Here is a 17,554-nt window from a genome sequence, read left to right as displayed (position 1 = left end):
ACCACCCCCGAAGACAGCAATCGCCGGACGGGCGAAAAGATCAAGCCCGTCCGGCGATCGAGGACAAAACGCGAACCAAGGACGACTCAGCATCCGGCACCCGGGCCCGGGGCCCCCGCGCCCCGCCCCGCCGGCCCCGTGGGCCGGCTACGCGCCGAACGCCTTCGACTTCCCCTTCACCGGCTTCGCTCCGGCCAGCAGATGCGCCGGCACCAGGTCCCGCGCCGGCTCCGAGTACCCGACCGACACGATCTTGTCGCCCTGGTACGTGAAGCTGGTCAGCGAGGCGAGGGTGCACTGCCGCTTGCGCGGGTCGTGCCACAGCCGCCGCCGCTCGACGAAGCTCCGCACGATCCAGATCGGCAGCTGGTGGCTGACGCAGACCGCCTCGTGGCCGCGGGCCGCGTCGCGCGCGGCGTCCAGCGCGCCCATCATCCGTACGACCTGCTCGATGTACGGCTCGCCCCACGAGGGCCGGAACGGGTTCGTCAGGTGCTTCCAGTTGTCCGGCTTGCGCAGCGCGCCGTCGCCGACGCCGAAGGTCTTGCCCTCGAAGACGTTGGCCGCCTCGATGAGCCGCTCGTCGGTGGCCAGGTCCAGGCCGTGCGTCTCGGCGATCGGCGTGGCCGTCTCCTGGGCGCGCTCCAGCGGGGAGGCGACGACATGGGTGATGTCGCGGCCCGCGAGGTGCTCGGCGACCCTGCCGGCCATCTGCCGGCCGAGCTCGGAGAGGTGGTAGCCGGGGCGGCGGCCGTAGAGCACGCCCTCCGGGTTGTGCACCTCGCCGTGCCGCATCAGATGGACGACGGTGATGTCCTTGTCCTTGCGGCCTCCGTCGTCCGTGCGGTTTCCGTTCTCGCTCATGCGGTGGCCTCCGAGGCGGCGCGGGCGGCGGCGGGCAGAGCGGCGGCGATGCGCTCGACTGCCTGCGTGTCGTGGGCGGTGGAGACGAACCAGGACTCGAAGGCCGACGGCGGGAGGTAGACACCCTGCGACAGCAGCGAGTGGAAGAAGGCGGTGAAGCGGAAAGCTTCCTGCTGCTTGGCGTCCTCGTAGTTCCGCACCGGGCGGTCGGTGAAGAAGACGGAGAACATGTTGCTCGCCGCCTGCACGGTGTGCGCCACGCCCTCCTTGGCCAGCGCCTCGCTGACCAGGCCGCGGATCTCCGCGGAGACCGCGTCCACCTTGGCGTAGGCCGCGTCGTCGAGCAGCCGCAGCTGGGCGAGACCGGCGGCGGTGGCGATGGGGTTCCCGGAGAGGGTGCCCGCCTGGTAGACGGGGCCGGCCGGAGCGAGGTGGGCCATCACGTCCGCGCGTCCGCCGAAGGCCGCGGCCGGGAAGCCGCCGCCCATGACCTTGCCGAAGGTCATCAGGTCGGGCCGCACCCCGTCGACGCCGAACCAGCCGGCCTTCGACGTACGGAAGCCGGTCATGACCTCGTCGGAGATGTAGAGCGCACCGTTCGCGGCGCAGAGCTCCTTGAGCCCGGCGTTGAAACCGTCCAGCGGCGGTACGACACCCATGTTGCCCGGCGACGCCTCGGTGATCACACAGGCGATCTCGCCGGGGTGCGCGGCGAACGCCTCGCGGACGGCGTCCAGGTCGTTGTACGGCAGCACGATCGTGTCGCCGGCCTGCGCGCCGGTGACCCCGGGGGTGTCCGGGAGGCCGAAGGTCGCGACCCCGGAACCGGCGGCGGCGAGCAGCGCGTCGACGTGGCCGTGGTAGCAGCCGGCGAACTTCACCACCTTGGCCCGGCCGGTGAACCCGCGGGCCAGCCGGATCGCGGACATGGTCGCCTCGGTGCCGGACGACACCAGCCGCACCTGCTCCACGGGCTCGACCCGGGCCACGATCTCCTCGGCGAGCGCGACCTCGCCCTCACCGGGCGTACCGAACGAGGTCCCGCGGGCGACGGCCTCCTGGACTGCGGCGATGACCTCCGGGTGGGAGTGGCCGAGGATCATCGGCCCCCACGAGCACACGAGGTCGACATACTCGCGGCCGTCGGCGTCGGTGAGGTACGGCCCGCTGCCGGAAACCATGAAGCGGGGCGTACCGCCCACCGCCCGGAAGGCACGGACGGGGGAGTTCACGCCGCCGGGCGTCACGAGGGACGCGCGGTCGAAAAGCGTCTGCGAAACTGGGGCGTCATAGGGAAAGCTCACACAAGCCATGGTGTCAGAGCCCCGGACGGTCTTGCGGGCAGGTGTTTCACCGCCCGCCCGCGGGGGAGGTCACTGACACGATGATCGGGTTGCGCGGCGGGGGCTGTGTCTCCTAAGTAGTAGTCGGGTGGATGAGATATGCATCGCGGTGGCGGAGTGGGCGAAGGGACCGGCGGCCCGGGGCCCGAGCCTGCCCGGCGGGGTAGGCACCGGCGTGAGGCGGAGCGCGAGCAGGGCGTACGGGCCAGTGGTGCGCAGGGTGGCGAAGCCGGAAGCAGGAGTGGTGGCCGGGTGGGGGTGACCTACAAGTACTTCGGTGCTCCCGACGGGGCCACCGCGGCACGCGTGCCCATTTCGATGCGCCCCGAGGAGCTCGGCGGCGACGAGCTGGGCATGGGCGGCATGTTCACCAAGATCAAGCCGGAGACGGTGGCGGCGATGGTCCTCACCGGAATACAGGGCATACCTCTGCACCGGGTCCCCCCGCTGGAGCTGGTCGTGCTGCACCCCGACTACGCGGTGGTCAAGCTGCCGATGACGGTCGTCGACCCGCTGCGCGGCGTCGGCGAGGAGTCAGTGGGCGCCGCGGCCTTCATCTGGTCCACGGTCCCGGACCGCGGCGGCCCGCGCGACGCGTTCAACGTCTACCAGCTCCTGCACGAGTGGCAGGACTTCTCGCACCGGCTGCACGATGCGGGGCACCAGGCGTACTGCCTGGTGTGGCCCTGACCGGCGCGCGTTCGGCGGGTTGCCGTCCCGGGCGCGCCCGCCCCGGGACTCCCCGGAACATGACGACGGCGGCGGCCGGGCGTCCTCGCCCGGCCGCCGCCGCATGCGCAGGGCCCGTCCGGCCCCGGTCGGACGGGCCCGGAGATCAGGCGGCCACCGGAACGGCCGAGCGCACCTGGGCGATGACCTCGGTGATCGCGGTGACGACCTCGGCGTCGTCGGCGGGGTGGGTGTCGGCGAAGCGGGTCACGGAGCCGGGGATGGACAGCTTGACGTCCTCCAGGACCACGGCGCCCGCGATCCCCACGGACTTGCGGGCGTCGTCCTGCGCCCAGACGCCGCCGTACTGGCCGAAGGCGGTGCCGACCACGGCGACCGGCTTGCCGGAGATGGCACCGGCGCCGAACGGGCGCGACAGCCAGTCGATGGCGTTCTTCAGGACGGCCGGCATGGTGCCGTTGTACTCGGGCGAGAACAGCAGGAAGGCGTCGACCCCTGCCGCCGCCTCACGCAGCCGGACGGCGGCCGCCGGGACGCTTCCCTCGACGTCGGTGTCCTCGTTGTAGAAGGGCACATCGGCCAGGCCCTCGAACAGCTCGATCTCGGCGCCCTCGGGGGCGTGCTTGACGGCGGCCTCGGCGAGCTGACGGTTGTGCGAGCCGGCGCGGAGGCTGCCGACGAGGGCGAGGATGCGTACAGACATGGGAACTCCCGGGAGGCGGAGAGGCAGGTGATCCAAACAAACGGACCGCGGTCCGGTTGAATTTCTACCACCTAAACGGACCACGGTCCACTTATTCTTCCCGGACGTTACGCTGAGGCCATGACCGACTCCGTCGCCCCTACCTCGAAACTGCCCGAACCAGGAGAAGAGCGGAGGAATCTCCCGCTCGCACCGACCGACGAGCCCCATCAGCTACGAGCGGACGCGGCACGCAACCGCACGCTCCTGCTGGACGCCGCCTCCCGGCTCCTGTCCGGGTGCGGAGCGGCGGACCTGACCATGGAGTCGGTGGCCGCCGCCGCAGGGGTGGGCAAGGGAACTGTCTTCCGGCGCTTCGGCGACCGGGCCGGCCTCCTGATCGCGCTCCTGGACCACCGGGAGAAGCAGCTCCAGGCCGCCTTCCTCTCCGGTCCGCCACCGCTGGGCCCCGGCGCCTCCGCGGCGGAGCGGCTGCACGCCTTCGGGCCCGCCGTTCTGCGTCACGAACGCGATCAGCACGCGCTGATCCTGGCCAGCCGGACCGACCCGCTGCGCAACTACGCCGTCCCGGCGCTCCATCTGCGCATCAACCACATCGCGATGCTGCTGCGGCAGGCGAACGCGACCGGCGATCCGGAACTGCTGGCCCACACCCTGCTCGGCTTCATCGACACCGCCCTCGTCCACCACCTCACCGTGGAGCGCGGCATGCCCCTGGAGCGCCTGGAGGAAGCCTGGCACCACCTGGTCACCCGGCTCGGAGCGACCGCATAGCCACCCGGCGCCCCGCCGCCTCTCCCCCGGCCGCCGCCCGGCGGAACCCGAAATCGCGGGAAATGCAAGCTTCGAGAGGAAAGACCCATATCGCCGCGGCGGATCTTGATACATGCTGGAGAGACATCGACAGTTCCCGACCCCCGGGGGTCCGATGTCCACCGAGACACTCACCGACGCCGTGGTGACCGGCCTGGTCGCCGACGCCACCGCCGCGCCGTCCATGCACAACGCCCAGCCCTGGCTCTTCCACTACGGGCGCCGCAGCCGCACCCTCGTCCTCCGGGCCGATTACGAGCGCCGGATGCCACAGGCCGACCCCTCCACCCGTGCCCTCCACATCGGCTGCGGCGCGGCCCTGCTCAACCTGCGGGTCTCCGCCGCCCACCACGGCCTGGACGCGGTCACCACCCTGCTGCCCGCACCGTCGGAGCCGGCCCTCCTGGCATCCGTGCGCCTGGACGATCTCCCCGACACCCCGCGCGGGCGAGCCGGCGAAGAGCTCCGCGCCCTCCATCCCGCGATCGCGAACCGGCACACCAGCCGCTACCCGTTCGACGAGCGGGCGATCCCCGACGATGTCCGGGCGCGCCTCTCCGACGCGGCCCGTGCCGAGGGCGCGGACTTCGCTTTCCTCACCGAGCCCCATCTGGGGACCGTGCTCGACCTGATCCGGGACGCCGAGGGATACGACCGGGCGGACCCGGCACGGGAGGCCGAGCAGGAGCACTGGGTCCGGTACACGAAGTCCGACGCGCCGGTCGACGGCATCCCCGACTACGCCTTCGGCCCCCGCGACGCCACCGAGCGGGCGACCAACCGCGACTTCGACGGCACCTCCTCCCTCGCCGGCCGGGCCCGCGTCCTGTTCGAACAGCGGCCCCAGCTGGCCCTGCTGAGCACCGAGGGCGACCGCCCCGCGGACTGGCTGCGCGCAGGCCAGGCGCTGGAGCGCGTCCTGCTCGCCGCCACGCTGGAGCAGGTGTCCACCTCGTTCGCGACCCAGCCCCTGGAATGGCCGGAGCTGCGCTGGGTCCTGCGCGAACCGGTCCACGGCACCGGCCACCCCCAGATGATCATCCGCCTGGGATACGGACCCACCGGGCCGCACACGCCGCGCCGCCCCCTGGACCGGGTGCTGACGATCGAACCGTAGAACGCCCGAGAGGGGCACCGAGAGAAGGCGGTGTGCGCGATGCGGCTCCCCGTGGTCGTCGGAATGGACGGATCGGAGGGCAGCCTGCGGGCCCTGGACTGGGCCGCGACGGAAGCGGCACGCTCCCGGCTCCCCCTGCGCATCGTGCACGCCTCGCTGTGGGAGCGCTACGAGGGGCTGCGGCCCGGCCTCGACGACGATCACCCCGGGGAGCAGGCCCTCGCCGAGCATCTCGTCGCCTCGGCCCGGGACCGCGTCCGGGACCTCAGGCCCGAGGTGGTCGTGGTGGCCGATGTTCAGCCCGAGGACCCGGTGGCCGCACTCGTACGGGAGAGCCACAAGGCGTCACTCGTCGTCCTGGGGTCCCGGGGCCGGGGCCGGATCGCCGGAATGCTCCTCGGGTCCGTCGGACTCTCGCTGGCCGGCCGCTCCCACTGCCCGGTCGTGGTGGTTCCCGCGGTCCGGCCTGGCGCACGGGCGGAACCCGGCCGCGTCGTCGTCGGGATCAGCGACGCCCCCGCACCGTCGGCGGCCGCCGTCTTCGCGCTGGCCCAGGCCGCGGCAGGCCACGGCGAACTGGTCGCCGTACGGGCCTGGCGCCGCCCGGCGCACGAGCTCCTGACCCACCCGCCCTTCCCGGGCGCTCCCGCTTCCCCTCAGCGCCGACGGGCCGAGGAACATCTCGAAGAGGTCCTGGGGGCGCTGACCGAAGGGGACGATTCCGGAACGGTCGTCCACCGCTCGGTCGCGCAGGGACCGGCGCACCAGGTACTCGTCGAGGCCGCCGAGGGGGCGGAACTGCTGGTCGTCGGCGCCCGGCGGAGCAGCGGACGGCACGGACTCCAGCTGGGCCCGGTCAGCCACGCGGTGCTGCATTACGCGCCCTGCCCGGTCGCCGTCGTCCCGGAGGCGTACCGGAGCTGATGCGGGCCGGGCCACGGCCGTACGGTTCTCCTCGTACCGATGCACTCACGTTCGAGTCGCTGCACTCATGCACGAGGGGGAGGACCCGTCCCATGGCCGATGCCGCCGTCGCACGTCTTGTCGCCACGCTCGCCGCACCGCTGGACCGCGTGCGGGACGCGGCGGACGCCCCGGATCTCCTGCGGTGGCCCGCACCCGGTGACGGGCGGTCAGCAGAAGGCCGGCGCCTGCTCGTCCAGCGCGGTGACACCGAACTGATCGCTCTCGACCCCGATTCCCCGGGCGCGGCGGCGGTCCGCTTCCCCGCGCCGTGGCCCCGCGGCTTCGGCACCTGCGCGGTGGCCCCGGGCGGTGACCTCGCGGTCTTCGCCGGGGTGCACGCGGTCCGTGCGGTGGACCCGACAGGGGCGGTGCGCTGGGAGGTCCGGCACGGCTGCTGGGAGGGTGGTTGCCGCGCCCTCCACACCACGTACGAGGAGTACGCGACCGACCGCCGCCATCTCTACGCGGACAGCGGCTCGGCCGTGTTCTCCGCGGACGCAAGCCTTGTGTGGGCCCATGTCCGCGGCCCGGTCGCCGCGTTCGGGCCCGATCCGGAGGCGCTGGACGAGTGGCTGGTCCTCGACGCCGCCGACGGACGGGTGCTCGGCCGGGCGGAGGCGGAGACCGCGGCGGTCGGATCGGACCACGTCCCGCACCCCGACCCCGCCCGGATGGGACTGTGCGTCGGCGAGGGGCAGGACGGGGTGCCGATGCTGTGGGGCCGCTGGGACGGCGAGCAGCTCTCCGTCCGGCGGTTCTGCGACGACGAGCGGATCCTCACGGATGTGAGTCCCTCGGGCGACCGCTTCCTGACGGTGACCCATTACCAGGAGACCCTCGGCGTGCACCGGGTGGACGACGGTTCCGTGCTGTCCGAACTCGACACCGAGCACACCGTCCCCCGCCACCCCGGGGCCGACCCCGACGACCAGGACGCCGACGAGACGCTCTGGGACTACGCGTGCGGCTTCCTCGACGAGGAGACCGTCGTCGCCGGTACGTCGGAGCGGGACGAGGAGTACGGCGAGGCGCGCCACTGGCTGGTGAGCACGGCCGGGGCGCGGATGCGGCCGGCCGCGCAGCTCACGTACCCGTTCCCGGTGTCCGGCGCCCCCACGGCCCTCGGCGACGGCACCTGGTACACGGTGTCGGAGGCGGGCGACACCCTGTACGTGTGGAGCCGGTAGCCCGGCGGCACGGGGCGGGGCAGGCACGCCCCGTCCGGCCGTTCATGGGGCCGAAGAACGGTCTCCAGCGGCTTCCGCGCAGTGCGAAAGCCGGCGGCGGCGCCCGTAGGATCGCCGTCATGGCCGGTCCTCGACGCGACACCCGGGGCATCGTCGACGCCCCCGAGCTCTTCGCCCAGGTACGTTTCCGCCGCCGTGAACCCGCCGCCGGACTGCGGCCGTACCTGGAGCACTACTGGCTGATCGACTGGGACCTGTCCCAGCCGTACGCCTCCCACCTGGTGCCCCACCCGTCGGTGAACCTGGTCTTCCAGCGGTACGGGGGCGAGGACGGTTTCGCGGAGGTCTCGGGCATCGGTCTTGAGCTGTTCACGCAGAAGCTGTCAGGCCGGGGCCGGGTCTGCGGCGTGCAGTTCCGGCCCGGCGGATTCCGGCCGTTCGCACCGGACCGACCGGTCGCGGAGTGGACCGGGCGGCGGCTTCCCGCCGACGAGGTGTTCACCCCGCCCGCCCCGCCGTCGGCGGTGCTCGGCCCGGCGGACGAGGACGCGCGGGTGGCGGCGCTCGACGCATACCTGCTGGCGCTCGCCCCGGAACCGGACCCGCAGGCCGAACGCGCGATGGCCCTGGTCGACCTGGTGCGTACGGACCGCACGGTGCGCCGCGTCGGCGAACTCGCCCGCGTGGAAGGGGTGTCGTCGCGCTCGCTCCAGCGGCTGTTCGCCGCGTACGTCGGTGTCGGACCCAAGTGGGTCATCCTCCGCTACCGCATCCACGAAGCGCTGGAGCGGGCCGAGTCGGACCGGCAGGTGGACTGGGCGGCGCTCGCGGCGGAGCTCGGCTACAGCGACCAGGCCCACCTGACCAGGGACTTCACGACCACGGTCGGCGTACCCCCGACGGCGTTCGCGCCGCGCTGAGCGCCGGCCGGGTCCGGCGCCCGCCGCTCAGTGCGAATCGAGGGCCTTGTCGAAGTTGAACGCGACGATGTCCAGCCGCTCCCGCAGGTAGAAGCGGTGGGCATCGGTGCGGTGCGTGCCCGAGTCCAGGTTGAGGTGGAGGCAGCCAGCCTCCCTGGCCCGCTCCTCCAGGTGGCCGAGGAGCCTTCGGCCGACCCCGGTGGAGCGGGCGCCCTCGGCGGTGACCAGGTCGTCGACGTACAGCTGCCGGATCTGGCTGGTGTTGTCGACGACGCGCCACCCGGCCGCGCCCACGCAGACGCCCCGGTCGTCGTAGGCGGCGCTGAACCGCAGGCCCTGCCCGTACCCCCGCTCGTACACCTCCCGGAAGAGGTCCTCGGTGAGGTGGGGGCGGAGTTCACGCAGGACGGGAAGCAGGTCGTCGGTGAGTCTGGCGTCGCCGGGTTCGAGGTCGGTGATCTTCATACCGGAACTCTAGGGGCGCCCCCGCTCCGCCCCTGACCGCGCGACGCCCGCGGGCACCCGGCACACCCGGCGCACGCGGCAGTCGAAACCCCCTGGCTGACGCACCCCGGCCGATGACATGCTGACGGGGTGAACGGACCGGAGATCCACCTCGAAGTCGCCCCCGAGCTGCGGCTCTTCGTCGCGCATGAACGCCGCCGGGGACGCACGGCCGTGATCACCGACGGCTCCTCCACCCTCGGCCATGTCGTGGAGTCGCTCGGCATCCCGCTCACCGAGGCCGGACAGCTCCTGGTCGACGGCCGGCCCGTGCCCGTCTCGCACATCCCGGGGGCCGGCGAACTGGTCGAGGTACGGGCCGTGCAGCGCCCCCAGTACGTCCCGGGCGCGCCGCTGCGGTTCCTGCTCGATGTCCACCTCGGCACGCTGGCCCGGCGGCTGCGGCTGCTGGGCGTCGACGCGGCGTACGAGAGCGAGGACATCGGCGATGCCGCGCTGGCCGCCCGGTCGGCGGACGAGCGGCGCGTACTGCTCTCGCGGGACCGCGGGCTGCTGCACCGCCGGGAGATCTGGGCCGGGGCGTACATCTACAGCGACCGCCCGGAGGACCAACTGCGCGATGTGCTGGGGCGGTTCGCCCCGCATCTGGCTCCCTGGACCAGGTGCACCGCCTGCAACGGCCCGCTGAGAACGGCCGACAAGGACTCGGTCAGCGATCACCTGGAGCACGGCACCCGGCGCTCGTACGACGTCTTCGCGCAGTGCACGGAGTGCGACCGGGTCTACTGGCGGGGCGCCCACCACACCCATCTGGAAGCGATCGTCACGAAGGCGCTCCACGAATTCGCGCCCGCGCGGGCGGACAGGGCGTAGTTCCGGGGAGGGCTGACGCGCCGGCCTCGCCCGGGGATGGCGCGTAATAAGCCTCGCCGGGGGCGCGTAATCGGCCTCGCCCGGGGCCGGCGTCCGAAGGCCCGGCAGCCGTCGCACCGCACACGGCGGTCGCGTCTGTGGCCTCCCGCAACGCCTGATCGGCCGGATGGAGCCGCAGACGGTCGGCGACGGCCTGGCGCAGAGTCCGTACGCGGCCATGAGCAAGGCCTGCCCTGCCGACCGGCTACGGCGTCTCGGCGGTCAAGTAGCGCTGGACGGTGGGCGCGAGCCAGGCGATCACCTCATCGCGCGACATCTCGACGGCGGGCCCGAACCGCAGCACGTAGCGCGCGAGCGCCATTCCGAGTATCTGCGAGGCGACGAGCGCCGCACGGTGGGCCGCTTCGGCCGGAACGGGGCAGACGCCGACCGTGACCGCGCCGATCTGCTCGGCGAACACGGCCCTCATCCGCTCCGCGCCCGCTTCGTTGGTGACACCGACCCTGAGCATGGCCGTGAGCACGTCGTCGTTCTCCCAGCGGTCGAGGAAGTGCGTGACGAGCACCGACCCGACGTGCTTGCCCGGCAACGCCCCCAGCTCGGGAATCCGCAGATCGATCGCGGAGGCGGCGACGAACAGCCCCTCCTTGTTGCCGTAGTAGCGCATGACCATCGACGGGTCGATGCTGGCGTCCCGGGCAATGGCCCGGATGGTGGCGCGCTCGTACCCGTCGGCGGCGAACCGCTCACGCGCGGCTACGAGAATCGCGGCCTTGGTGGCATCCGAACGGCGGGGCGCGGTGGCGGGCTTTGTCATGCCAACAAATGTAGGCCAACGTGCGTTGACATGCCAGCCGCGCCGGGAGTACCGTTGCCAACAAGCGTTGACCAACGCTCGTTGGCATGAAGGTGACAGCCGATGACCGGGCCCAGGAGGCAGCCATGACCACCACCCCGAGCACCGCACCCGAGCTCGTCGACGTACTCGTCGTGGGCGCGGGCCCCACCGGCCTGCTGCTCGCGGGAGATCTCGCCGCCCAGGGCGTCTCCGTGACGCTCGTGGAGCGCCGCCCGCACCGGACGAGCAATATGACCCGCGCCTTCGCCGTACACGCCCGCACACTCGAACTGCTCGACAGCCGTGGCCTGGCCGACGAGCTGATCAAGACGGGCACCCCCCTCAGCTCCCTGCGCTTCTTCGGCAGGCTCTCGCTCGACCTCGACCGGCTGCGCACCCGCTTCCCCTTCGTGCTGATCACCCCGCAGTACGAGGTGGAGCAGCTGCTGGAGCGCCGAGCCCGCACCGCCGGGGTCCGCTTCCGGTACGACACGGAGCTGACCGGGCTGCACCAGAGCGCCGCATCGGAATCCGTCACGGCCGAACTGCGCGAGCCGGACGGCGGCCGGACCACTCTCACCGCCCGCTATCTCGTGGGCGCCGACGGTATGCGCAGCCCCGTGCGCCAGGCGCTCGGGCTGCCCTTCCCCGGCAAATCCGTGATCCGGTCGATGGCCCTCGCCGATGTCCGGCTCACCGAGGAGCCGGACGACATCCTCACGGTCAACGGCCGCGGGAACACCTTCGCCTTCATCGTGCCCTTCGGCGACGGCTGGTACCGCGTGATGGGGTGGAGCCACAGGCACCAGGCCGCCGACAGCAGCCCCTCCGACCCCGTCGATCTCGAAGAGGTGCGCGAGATCGCCCGCCTCGCCCTCGGCACCGACTTCGGCATGCACGATCCCCGCTGGATCTCCCGCTTCCACAGCGACGAACGGCAAGTTCCGCGTTACCGCACCGGCCGGGTCTTCCTCGCCGGGGACGCCGCCCACGTCCACTCGCCCGCGGGCGGCCAGGGCATGAACACCGGCCTTCAGGACGCCGCCAATCTCTCCTGGAAGCTCGCCGCCGTACTGCGGGGACGGACGGCCGACCCGGAGGCACTCCTCGACAGCTACCACGCCGAACGGCACCCGGTCGGCACGAAGGTGCTCCGCTCCAGCGGCGCGCTCGTCCGCCTCGCCATGGCCCGCACCCCGCTCCAGCGGGCGGTCAGAACCCTCGCGGCCACGGCGCTGTCCATAGTCCGGCCCGCCTCCGGCAAGGCCATCGGCCTGGTCTCCGGCATCTCGATCGCCTACCAGGCGCCGCGCGGCGCACATCCCCTGACCTCGAAGCGCGCCCCCGACCTGAGCCTGCGCGAGGGCCGTCTGCACCAACTGCTGCGCGACGGGACGTTCGTCCTCGTCACTCCCGCCGGCACCGCCACCCCGGCATCACCGGCTCCGCTGGTGCACGCCCACTGGCGGAGCAACCGCACCACCGCCCTGCTCGTCCGGCCCGACGGCTATATCGCCTGGGCGAGCGAGCACCCCGACCCGGCGGACCTGCGGGCCGCCCTCACCCTATGAGCCCCGGATCCGCATCACCGGCCGCGAGACCGCATCACCGTCCACGAGGCCCGCACCACCCACCCGGGCTCAGGAATTCACCGACCGGTTCGTCATGCTCCCCCACTCATTCGGCCCCTCGCTTCCCCCATGAAACGCTGGCTCCATGCCCATCACCCGTTCCGTCGCCCTGTTCGTCGTCGCCGCACTCTTCGAGATCGGGGGCGCCTGGCTGGTCTGGCAGGGCGTGCGTGAGCACCGGGGCTGGATCTGGATCGGGGCGGGCGTCCTCGCCCTCGGCGCCTACGGCTTCGTCGCCACGCTCCAGCCGGACGGCGAGTTCGGCCGCATCCTCGCCGCGTACGGCGGCGTCTTCGTCGCCGGCTCGATCGCCTGGGGCATGGTCGCCGACGGCTACCGCCCCGACCGGTGGGATGTGATCGGAGCGCTGATCTGCCTGGCCGGCATGGCCGTGATCATGTACGCCCCTCGCAACCACTGACCCCGCGCCTGCCTATCCTGGCCCGGTACCGATCAGCTGTCCGAGGAGTCCGCCATGGCCGCCACCCCGATCGCCGTCGTCACCGGAGCGAGCAGCGGCATCGGCGCCGCGACCGCCCGGCAGCTGGCCGCAGCCGGCTACCGCGTCGTACTGACCGCCCGCCGCAAGGACCGCATCGAGGCGCTCGCCGCCGAGATCAACGAGGCGGGCCACCAGGCAACGGCCTACGCGCTGGACGTCACCGACCGCGCCGCGGTGGACGAGTTCGCCACGGCGTTCCGTACCCTCGCCGTCCTCGTCAACAACGCGGGCGGCGCGCTCGGGGCCGACCCCGTCGCCACCGGCGACCCCGCCGACTGGCGCCAGATGTACGAGACGAACGTCATCGGCACGCTCAACGTCACCCAGGCCCTGCTCCCCGCCCTCACCGGGAGCGGCGACGGCACGATCGTGGTCCTCTCCTCCACCGCGGGCCTCTCCACCTACGAGGGCGGCGGCGGTTACGTGGCCGCCAAGCACGGCGAGCACGTCCTGGCCGAGACCCTCCGCCTGGAGATCGTCGGCACCCCCGTCCGTGTCATCGAGGTCGCCCCCGGCATGGTCAGGACGGAGGAGTTCGCCACCACACGTTTCCGCGGCGACACCGAGAAGGCGGCCAAGGTCTACGCGGGCGTCGACGCCCCCCTCACCGCCGACGACGTGGCCGACACCATCACCTGGGCCGTCACCCGGCCCAGCCACGTCAACATCGACCTCCTGGTGGTCCGCCCCCGCGCCCAGGCCTCCAACTCCAAGGTCCACCGCACCAGCTGACCCCGGCGACCGCAGAAAGCAGGGCGCCCGGAGACAAGCGCGACCGGGAAAGACCTGGAGACACCAGGAAAGAAAGAAAGAAAGAAGAACCCCGGACACACCACCCGCGTCCGAGGCTCTTCCGTCAGCCGTGCGCAGCGGACCTCAGCCCTTCACGCACACGATCTGCTTGAGCTTCGCGACGACCTCCACCAGGTCCCGCTGCTGCTCGATGACCTTCTCGATCGGCTTGTACGCGGCCGGAATCTCGTCCACGACACCGGAGTCCTTACGGCACTCCACACCGCGCGTCTGGTCCTCCAGATCGCGCGTCGAGAAGCGCCGCTTCGCGGCGTTCCGGCTCATCTTCCGGCCGGCGCCGTGCGAGGCCGAGTTGAACGACTTCTCGTTCCCGAGGCCCTTCACGATGTACGAGCCGGTGCCCATCGAACCCGGGATGATCCCGAAGTCCCCGGCCCCCGCACGGATCGCGCCCTTCCGCGTGACCAGCAGGTCCATACCCTCGTACCGCTCCTCCGCCACATAGTTGTGGTGGCAGGAGATGACCGGCTCGAAAGTGACCTTGGCCTTCTTGAACTCCTTGCGGACCACGTTCTGGAAGAGCGCCATCATGATGGCGCGGTTGTACTTCGCGTACTCCTGCGCCCAGAACAGGTCGTTCCGGTACGCCGCCATCTGCGGGGTGTCGGCGATGAACACCGCCAGGTCGCGGTCGATCAGATCCTGGTTGTGCGGCAGCTTCTGCGCCTGCCCGATGTGGAAATCGGCCAGTTCCTTGCCGATGTTCCGCGATCCGGAGTGCAGCATCAGCCAGACCGAACCCGCCTCGTCGAGGCAGAACTCGATGAAATGGTTGCCCGATCCGAGCGTTCCCATCTGCTTCGTGGCCCGTTCCTGACGGAACTTGACCGCATCGGCCACCCCGTCGAACCGTCCCCAGAAGTCGTCCCAGCCCGGCGCCCGGAAGCCGTAGAGCTGGTCCGGCGCCACGGCCTCGTCGTGCATCCCGCGGCCCACCGGAATGGCCTGCTCGATCTTCGACCGGAGCCGGGACAGGTCGCCCGGCAGGTCATTGGCCGTCAGCGAGGTCTTCACCGCGGACATTCCGCAGCCGATGTCCACCCCGACCGCCGCAGGACAGACCGCGCCCTGCATCGCGATCACCGAACCGACCGTCGCCCCCTTGCCGAAATGGACGTCCGGCATGACGGCGAGACCCTTGATCCAGGGCAGCGTGGCCACATTGCGCAGCTGTTGCATCGCGACGTCCTCGACCGAAGCCGGGTCGGCCCACATGCGGATGGGGACCTTCGCCCCCGGCACCTCTACATAAGACATAGTTCCTCGATTCCCCCGAAAAGTCTGAAAGCGCAAAACCGGTGCCAAGGTCGGCAAACGAGTCGGTCGACCGGCAATCACAGCGGCGCGTGCGATACACATTGTGTCCACCGGTCGCCATCGAGCGGCAACCGTTTTTCGCACGAAGGGAGCCCAGGGCCGTGCGACGAATGGCCTATGTATCCGGCACCGCGCTGCTGGCATCGCTCGTCGTCGGCTGCAGCGCCGACACCGGAACCGATGATTCCGTCGGCGACGGCAAGTCCGGCGAGACAGCCGTCACCGCAGCGGCCCCCGGCAAGTACCAGACACTTCCCGACCCTTGTCGCGCCATCGCGACGTCGACGCTGAAGGACCTGCTCCCGGGCGCCGCCGAACTGTCCGAGGAACAGCAGAAGAAGGTGTACGAGGGCACCGCCGCCGTCACCTACAACACCGACCGCCGGGTCGGCTGCCGCTGGAAGTCCGAGGGCCCCTCCTCCTCACGCTCCCTGTCCATCGACTTCGAGCGTGTCGTGTCCTACGACCCCGCGGTGAGCGACGACGACCGCGCCCGCGAGGTGTACACGAAGAAGGAGACCGCCGCCGGTCTGTCCTCGCCCTCCCCGACCCCCGACGCCGCGGACAGCAGCACGGAGAAGGCAAAGGACACGAAGAAGCCGACGCACCCCGCGGCTTCCGACGACGACGCCACCACCTCCGGCTCCGACGCCCCCTCGCACGCCCTGACCGGCCTCTCCTCCGAAGCCGGAAGCAGCGAGACCGGAAGCACCGACGACGCCGGAAACACCGGGGACACCGGGGACACCGGGGACACCGGGGACACCGACGGCGTCACGAACACCGACGAAGACCCGGGCGACCTCCAGCCGCGCGTCCTCGACGACCTCGGTGACAGCGCATTTCTGAACGATCTGCTCACCCGGGCAGGTTCCACCGCACAGCACCGCACGGTGAGCGTGGTATTCCGCACATCGAACGTCATCGTGACCGTCGACTTCACCGAGCAGCCGACCGTCTCCACCGTGGTCCCCGAGAGCAAGGAACTGCAGGAGAAGGCCCAGGCACTGGCCCGGCAGCTGGTCGACGAGTTCAGCGAATGAACCCCGTCCCGGGCGCCCCTGGCACGCGTCGCCACCGGTCGCCGGGACCCCGGCCGAGGCGGCATCCGGTCCCGGTCCGTCGTACCGTGGCCCTCCGGAAACCCTCCGGAGCATCTTCCGGGCCACCCTCCGGAACACCTGCCGACCACCCGCCCGACCGCCTGGCAGCCCGCCCGCCGCGCCACCCGAGTGAAGGAACCATGCACCGTTCAGCCCCGCGACTCTCCCGCATACTCGCCTGCGCCGCCGTCCCGGTGATGCTCGTCGTCGCCGGCTGCTCGTCGGACTCCGGCGACAAGAAGGAACCGGACTCGTCCGAGTCGTCCGCATCGGCGAGCGCGAGCAAGAAGGCGGAACCGACCGTCGAGCCCGCGAAGTTCGCCGCGCTGCCCGACCCGTGCAAGTCGATCGCCAAGAAGACGGTGACCTCCCTGGTTCCCTCGGCGAAGTCCAAGAGCGGAACGGCCGCCACCTCCAGCGACACCTCGTACCGCGCCGGCTGCTCCTGGAACGGCCTCGACGACAACGGCGTGAAGGGCTCGCAGTACCGCTGGCTCGACGTCGGCTTCACCCGCTTCGACTCGGACCAGTCCCTGGGCAGCGGCGCCGAGCGCGCCCGGCAGGACTTCGACAAGCAGGTCGCCAAGGCCAAGGTGGCCGAGGGCGCCAAGAAGATCGCCGAGGCGCCCGTCAGCGGCATCGGCGAGCAGGCCACCAAAATCACCTACGACCTCAGCAAGACCAAAGAGGACTTCAAGTACGCGACGATCGTGGCCCGGACCGAGAACGTCGTCGTCACCCTCACCTACAACGGCGCGGGTTACGCGGGCGCGAAGACCCCCTCCGCCACCGACATCCTGAAGGGCGCCGAGAAGGCGGCCAAGGAAGCGGTGGCCGCCGTCGCCGGCACGGAGTCGGACAAGCCGTCCGGCTCGACCGCTCCGAGCGAGAAGGCCACGGACAAGGAGGACTCCCCCAAGTCCTCCGACAAGGACTCCTCGGACGGCAAGTCGACGAACAGGAAGACCTCCGCCAACAAGTCGTCCGTCAAGAAGACGAGCTAGGACCCGTTCGGCCCTGATCCGCCGGACAGCCCGAGCAACACCCCTGCCCAGAGGCGGCTCGACGAAGCCCGGCGCTCCCCCCGAGCGCCGGGCTTCGCCCCTCCCCACGCAACACGCCGCGTTCCCGTGTGCCAGGCTGTGCCCGCCAGAATTCGCAGCAGGACGCCGAACAGGACGTCGAAGCACGGCGCCGGAACACGACGCCGGATACGGGAGAACGGGGAGGGGAACGCGGGTGGCCGCGATGCAGCTGACACGCACCCACCGGATACTCATCGGTCTCGTGGTCGCCGGTGCGGTGCTCATCGCCGCGATCGGATTCGCGGGATCGTACGCGGCGGTGCGTGAGCTCGCCCTCCAGAAGGGCTTCGGGGACTTCTCGCTGGTCTTCCCGATCGGCATCGA

General features: G+C 71.4%; 19 protein-coding genes. 13 read left to right on the top strand and 6 right to left on the bottom strand.

The genetic code is table 11. From position 1 onward, the window contains the following. Positions 1 to 147: 147 nt before the first annotated feature. Both IE107_RS32160 and hemL read right to left on the bottom strand, forming a co-directional pair. Positions 148 to 864, bottom strand: coding sequence for a histidine phosphatase family protein (locus IE107_RS32160; RefSeq protein ID WP_189547889.1), 717 nt, complete (start codon positions 862 to 864; stop codon positions 148 to 150). Further along, the gene (hemL, locus tag IE107_RS32155) at positions 861 to 2,177 is read right to left on the bottom strand and encodes a glutamate-1-semialdehyde 2,1-aminomutase (RefSeq protein ID WP_373302546.1); all 1,317 of its coding nucleotides are present in this window, start codon (positions 2,175 to 2,177) and stop codon (positions 861 to 863) included. Before hemL ends, IE107_RS32160 begins: the two co-directional genes overlap by 4 nt. Before the next feature lie 129 nt (positions 2,178 to 2,306). Here hemL and IE107_RS32150 point away from each other — a divergent pair, with 129 nt between their 5' ends. Continuing rightward, a complete protein-coding gene (locus tag IE107_RS32150; protein ID WP_189547887.1) occupies positions 2,307 to 2,897 on the top strand; it encodes a hypothetical protein in 591 nt (196 codons plus the stop codon). 145 nt (positions 2,898 to 3,042) lie between these two features. Here the strand turns inward: IE107_RS32150 and IE107_RS32145 are convergent, their stop codons facing one another. Continuing rightward, the gene (locus IE107_RS32145) at positions 3,043 to 3,600 is read right to left on the bottom strand and encodes an NADPH-dependent FMN reductase (protein WP_189547886.1); all 558 of its coding nucleotides are present in this window, start codon (positions 3,598 to 3,600) and stop codon (positions 3,043 to 3,045) included. Positions 3,601 to 3,720: 120 nt separating this feature from the next. On the opposite strand from IE107_RS32145, the gene IE107_RS32140 reads away from it, so the two are divergent. The 5 genes from IE107_RS32140 (at position 3,721) to IE107_RS32120 (ending at position 8,603) form a co-directional block, all read left to right on the top strand. After that, positions 3,721 to 4,374, top strand: coding sequence for a TetR/AcrR family transcriptional regulator (locus IE107_RS32140; protein WP_189547885.1), 654 nt, complete (start codon positions 3,721 to 3,723; stop codon positions 4,372 to 4,374). 154 nt (positions 4,375 to 4,528) lie between these two features. After that, positions 4,529 to 5,530 (top strand): Acg family FMN-binding oxidoreductase, encoded by a 1,002-nt coding sequence (locus IE107_RS32135; RefSeq protein WP_189547884.1) that lies wholly within the window; start codon positions 4,529 to 4,531, stop codon positions 5,528 to 5,530. A 39-nt stretch (positions 5,531 to 5,569) separates the two neighbouring features. After that, positions 5,570 to 6,454, top strand: coding sequence for a universal stress protein (locus IE107_RS32130; protein ID WP_189547883.1), 885 nt, complete (start codon positions 5,570 to 5,572; stop codon positions 6,452 to 6,454). A gap of 92 nt (positions 6,455 to 6,546) precedes the next feature. Continuing rightward, positions 6,547 to 7,683, top strand: coding sequence for a hypothetical protein (locus IE107_RS32125; RefSeq protein ID WP_189547882.1), 1,137 nt, complete (start codon positions 6,547 to 6,549; stop codon positions 7,681 to 7,683). Positions 7,684 to 7,802: 119 nt separating this feature from the next. Then, on the top strand, positions 7,803 to 8,603 hold the full coding sequence (locus tag IE107_RS32120) for a helix-turn-helix domain-containing protein (RefSeq protein ID WP_189547881.1): 801 nt from the start codon (positions 7,803 to 7,805) through the stop codon (positions 8,601 to 8,603). 27 nt (positions 8,604 to 8,630) lie between these two features. On the opposite strand, the gene IE107_RS32115 is transcribed toward IE107_RS32120, so the two are convergent. Next, positions 8,631 to 9,068, bottom strand: a complete 438-nt coding sequence (locus IE107_RS32115; protein ID WP_189547880.1) for a GNAT family N-acetyltransferase — start codon at positions 9,066 to 9,068, stop codon at positions 8,631 to 8,633. A gap of 129 nt (positions 9,069 to 9,197) precedes the next feature. On the opposite strand from IE107_RS32115, the gene IE107_RS32110 reads away from it, so the two are divergent. Next, positions 9,198 to 9,941 carry a Mut7-C RNAse domain-containing protein gene (locus tag IE107_RS32110; RefSeq protein ID WP_189547879.1) on the top strand — a complete coding sequence of 248 codons (744 nt, stop codon included), beginning with the start codon at positions 9,198 to 9,200 and terminating at the stop codon, positions 9,939 to 9,941. Between the two features lie 244 nt (positions 9,942 to 10,185). Here IE107_RS32110 and IE107_RS32105 read toward each other — a convergent pair whose 3' ends face one another. Then, positions 10,186 to 10,758 (bottom strand): TetR/AcrR family transcriptional regulator, encoded by a 573-nt coding sequence (locus IE107_RS32105; RefSeq protein ID WP_189547878.1) that lies wholly within the window; start codon positions 10,756 to 10,758, stop codon positions 10,186 to 10,188. Between the two features lie 125 nt (positions 10,759 to 10,883). Here IE107_RS32105 and IE107_RS32100 point away from each other — a divergent pair, with 125 nt between their 5' ends. The 3 genes from IE107_RS32100 to IE107_RS32090 all read left to right on the top strand — a co-directional run bounded on the left by IE107_RS32100 (position 10,884) and on the right by IE107_RS32090 (position 13,644). Next, complete coding sequence (locus IE107_RS32100) at positions 10,884 to 12,350, top strand: FAD-dependent monooxygenase (RefSeq protein ID WP_189547877.1); 1,467 nt, start codon at positions 10,884 to 10,886, stop codon at positions 12,348 to 12,350. A gap of 145 nt (positions 12,351 to 12,495) precedes the next feature. Beyond that, positions 12,496 to 12,831, top strand: coding sequence for a YnfA family protein (locus tag IE107_RS32095; RefSeq protein ID WP_189547876.1), 336 nt, complete (start codon positions 12,496 to 12,498; stop codon positions 12,829 to 12,831). 54 nt (positions 12,832 to 12,885) lie between these two features. Continuing rightward, positions 12,886 to 13,644, top strand: a complete 759-nt coding sequence (locus tag IE107_RS32090; RefSeq protein ID WP_189547875.1) for an SDR family NAD(P)-dependent oxidoreductase — start codon at positions 12,886 to 12,888, stop codon at positions 13,642 to 13,644. 144 nt (positions 13,645 to 13,788) lie between these two features. Here the strand turns inward: IE107_RS32090 and IE107_RS32085 are convergent, their stop codons facing one another. Continuing rightward, positions 13,789 to 14,982 (bottom strand): RtcB family protein, encoded by a 1,194-nt coding sequence (locus IE107_RS32085; RefSeq protein ID WP_189547874.1) that lies wholly within the window; start codon positions 14,980 to 14,982, stop codon positions 13,789 to 13,791. A 170-nt stretch (positions 14,983 to 15,152) separates the two neighbouring features. Between IE107_RS32085 and IE107_RS32080 the strand changes: the two genes are divergently transcribed. From IE107_RS32080 to IE107_RS32070, 3 genes are all read left to right on the top strand, one after another. Then, complete coding sequence (locus IE107_RS32080; RefSeq protein WP_189547873.1) at positions 15,153 to 16,085, top strand: DUF3558 domain-containing protein; 933 nt, start codon at positions 15,153 to 15,155, stop codon at positions 16,083 to 16,085. Between the two features lie 200 nt (positions 16,086 to 16,285). Continuing rightward, entirely contained in the window at positions 16,286 to 17,149 is an 864-nt protein-coding gene (locus IE107_RS32075) for a DUF3558 family protein (protein WP_189547872.1), read from the top strand. 244 nt (positions 17,150 to 17,393) lie between these two features. Continuing rightward, the coding region (locus IE107_RS32070; RefSeq protein ID WP_229867419.1) for a DUF2637 domain-containing protein at positions 17,394 to 17,554 on the top strand (161 nt) is incomplete at its 3' end.

Origin of the sequence: Streptomyces gelaticus (assembly GCF_014649535.1) — a bacterium.
GTDB lineage: Bacteria > Actinomycetota > Actinomycetes > Streptomycetales > Streptomycetaceae > Streptomyces > Streptomyces gelaticus.
The sequence above is the reverse complement of the archived record's forward strand: the minus strand, read 5'-3'. Positions and strand labels throughout refer to the sequence as shown.

Coding starts and splice junctions, on each gene's coding strand:
- IE107_RS32135 (WP_189547884.1), top strand. CDS start 4,529: ATGTCCACCGAGACACTCACCGACGCCGTGGTGACCGGCCTGGTCGCC.
- IE107_RS32105 (WP_189547878.1), bottom strand. CDS start 10,758: ATGACAAAGCCCGCCACCGCGCCCCGCCGTTCGGATGCCACCAAGGCC.
- IE107_RS32150 (WP_189547887.1), top strand. CDS start 2,307: ATGCATCGCGGTGGCGGAGTGGGCGAAGGGACCGGCGGCCCGGGGCCC.
- IE107_RS32100 (WP_189547877.1), top strand. CDS start 10,884: ATGACCACCACCCCGAGCACCGCACCCGAGCTCGTCGACGTACTCGTC.
- IE107_RS32095 (WP_189547876.1), top strand. CDS start 12,496: ATGCCCATCACCCGTTCCGTCGCCCTGTTCGTCGTCGCCGCACTCTTC.
- hemL (WP_373302546.1), bottom strand. CDS start 2,177: ATGGCTTGTGTGAGCTTTCCCTATGACGCCCCAGTTTCGCAGACGCTT.
- IE107_RS32145 (WP_189547886.1), bottom strand. CDS start 3,600: ATGTCTGTACGCATCCTCGCCCTCGTCGGCAGCCTCCGCGCCGGCTCG.
- IE107_RS32125 (WP_189547882.1), top strand. CDS start 6,547: ATGGCCGATGCCGCCGTCGCACGTCTTGTCGCCACGCTCGCCGCACCG.
- IE107_RS32075 (WP_189547872.1), top strand. CDS start 16,286: ATGCACCGTTCAGCCCCGCGACTCTCCCGCATACTCGCCTGCGCCGCC.
- IE107_RS32115 (WP_189547880.1), bottom strand. CDS start 9,068: ATGAAGATCACCGACCTCGAACCCGGCGACGCCAGACTCACCGACGAC.
- IE107_RS32130 (WP_189547883.1), top strand. CDS start 5,570: ATGCGGCTCCCCGTGGTCGTCGGAATGGACGGATCGGAGGGCAGCCTG.
- IE107_RS32140 (WP_189547885.1), top strand. CDS start 3,721: ATGACCGACTCCGTCGCCCCTACCTCGAAACTGCCCGAACCAGGAGAA.
- IE107_RS32090 (WP_189547875.1), top strand. CDS start 12,886: ATGGCCGCCACCCCGATCGCCGTCGTCACCGGAGCGAGCAGCGGCATC.
- IE107_RS32120 (WP_189547881.1), top strand. CDS start 7,803: ATGGCCGGTCCTCGACGCGACACCCGGGGCATCGTCGACGCCCCCGAG.
- IE107_RS32080 (WP_189547873.1), top strand. CDS start 15,153: ATGGCCTATGTATCCGGCACCGCGCTGCTGGCATCGCTCGTCGTCGGC.
- IE107_RS32085 (WP_189547874.1), bottom strand. CDS start 14,982: ATGTCTTATGTAGAGGTGCCGGGGGCGAAGGTCCCCATCCGCATGTGG.
- IE107_RS32160 (WP_189547889.1), bottom strand. CDS start 864: ATGAGCGAGAACGGAAACCGCACGGACGACGGAGGCCGCAAGGACAAG.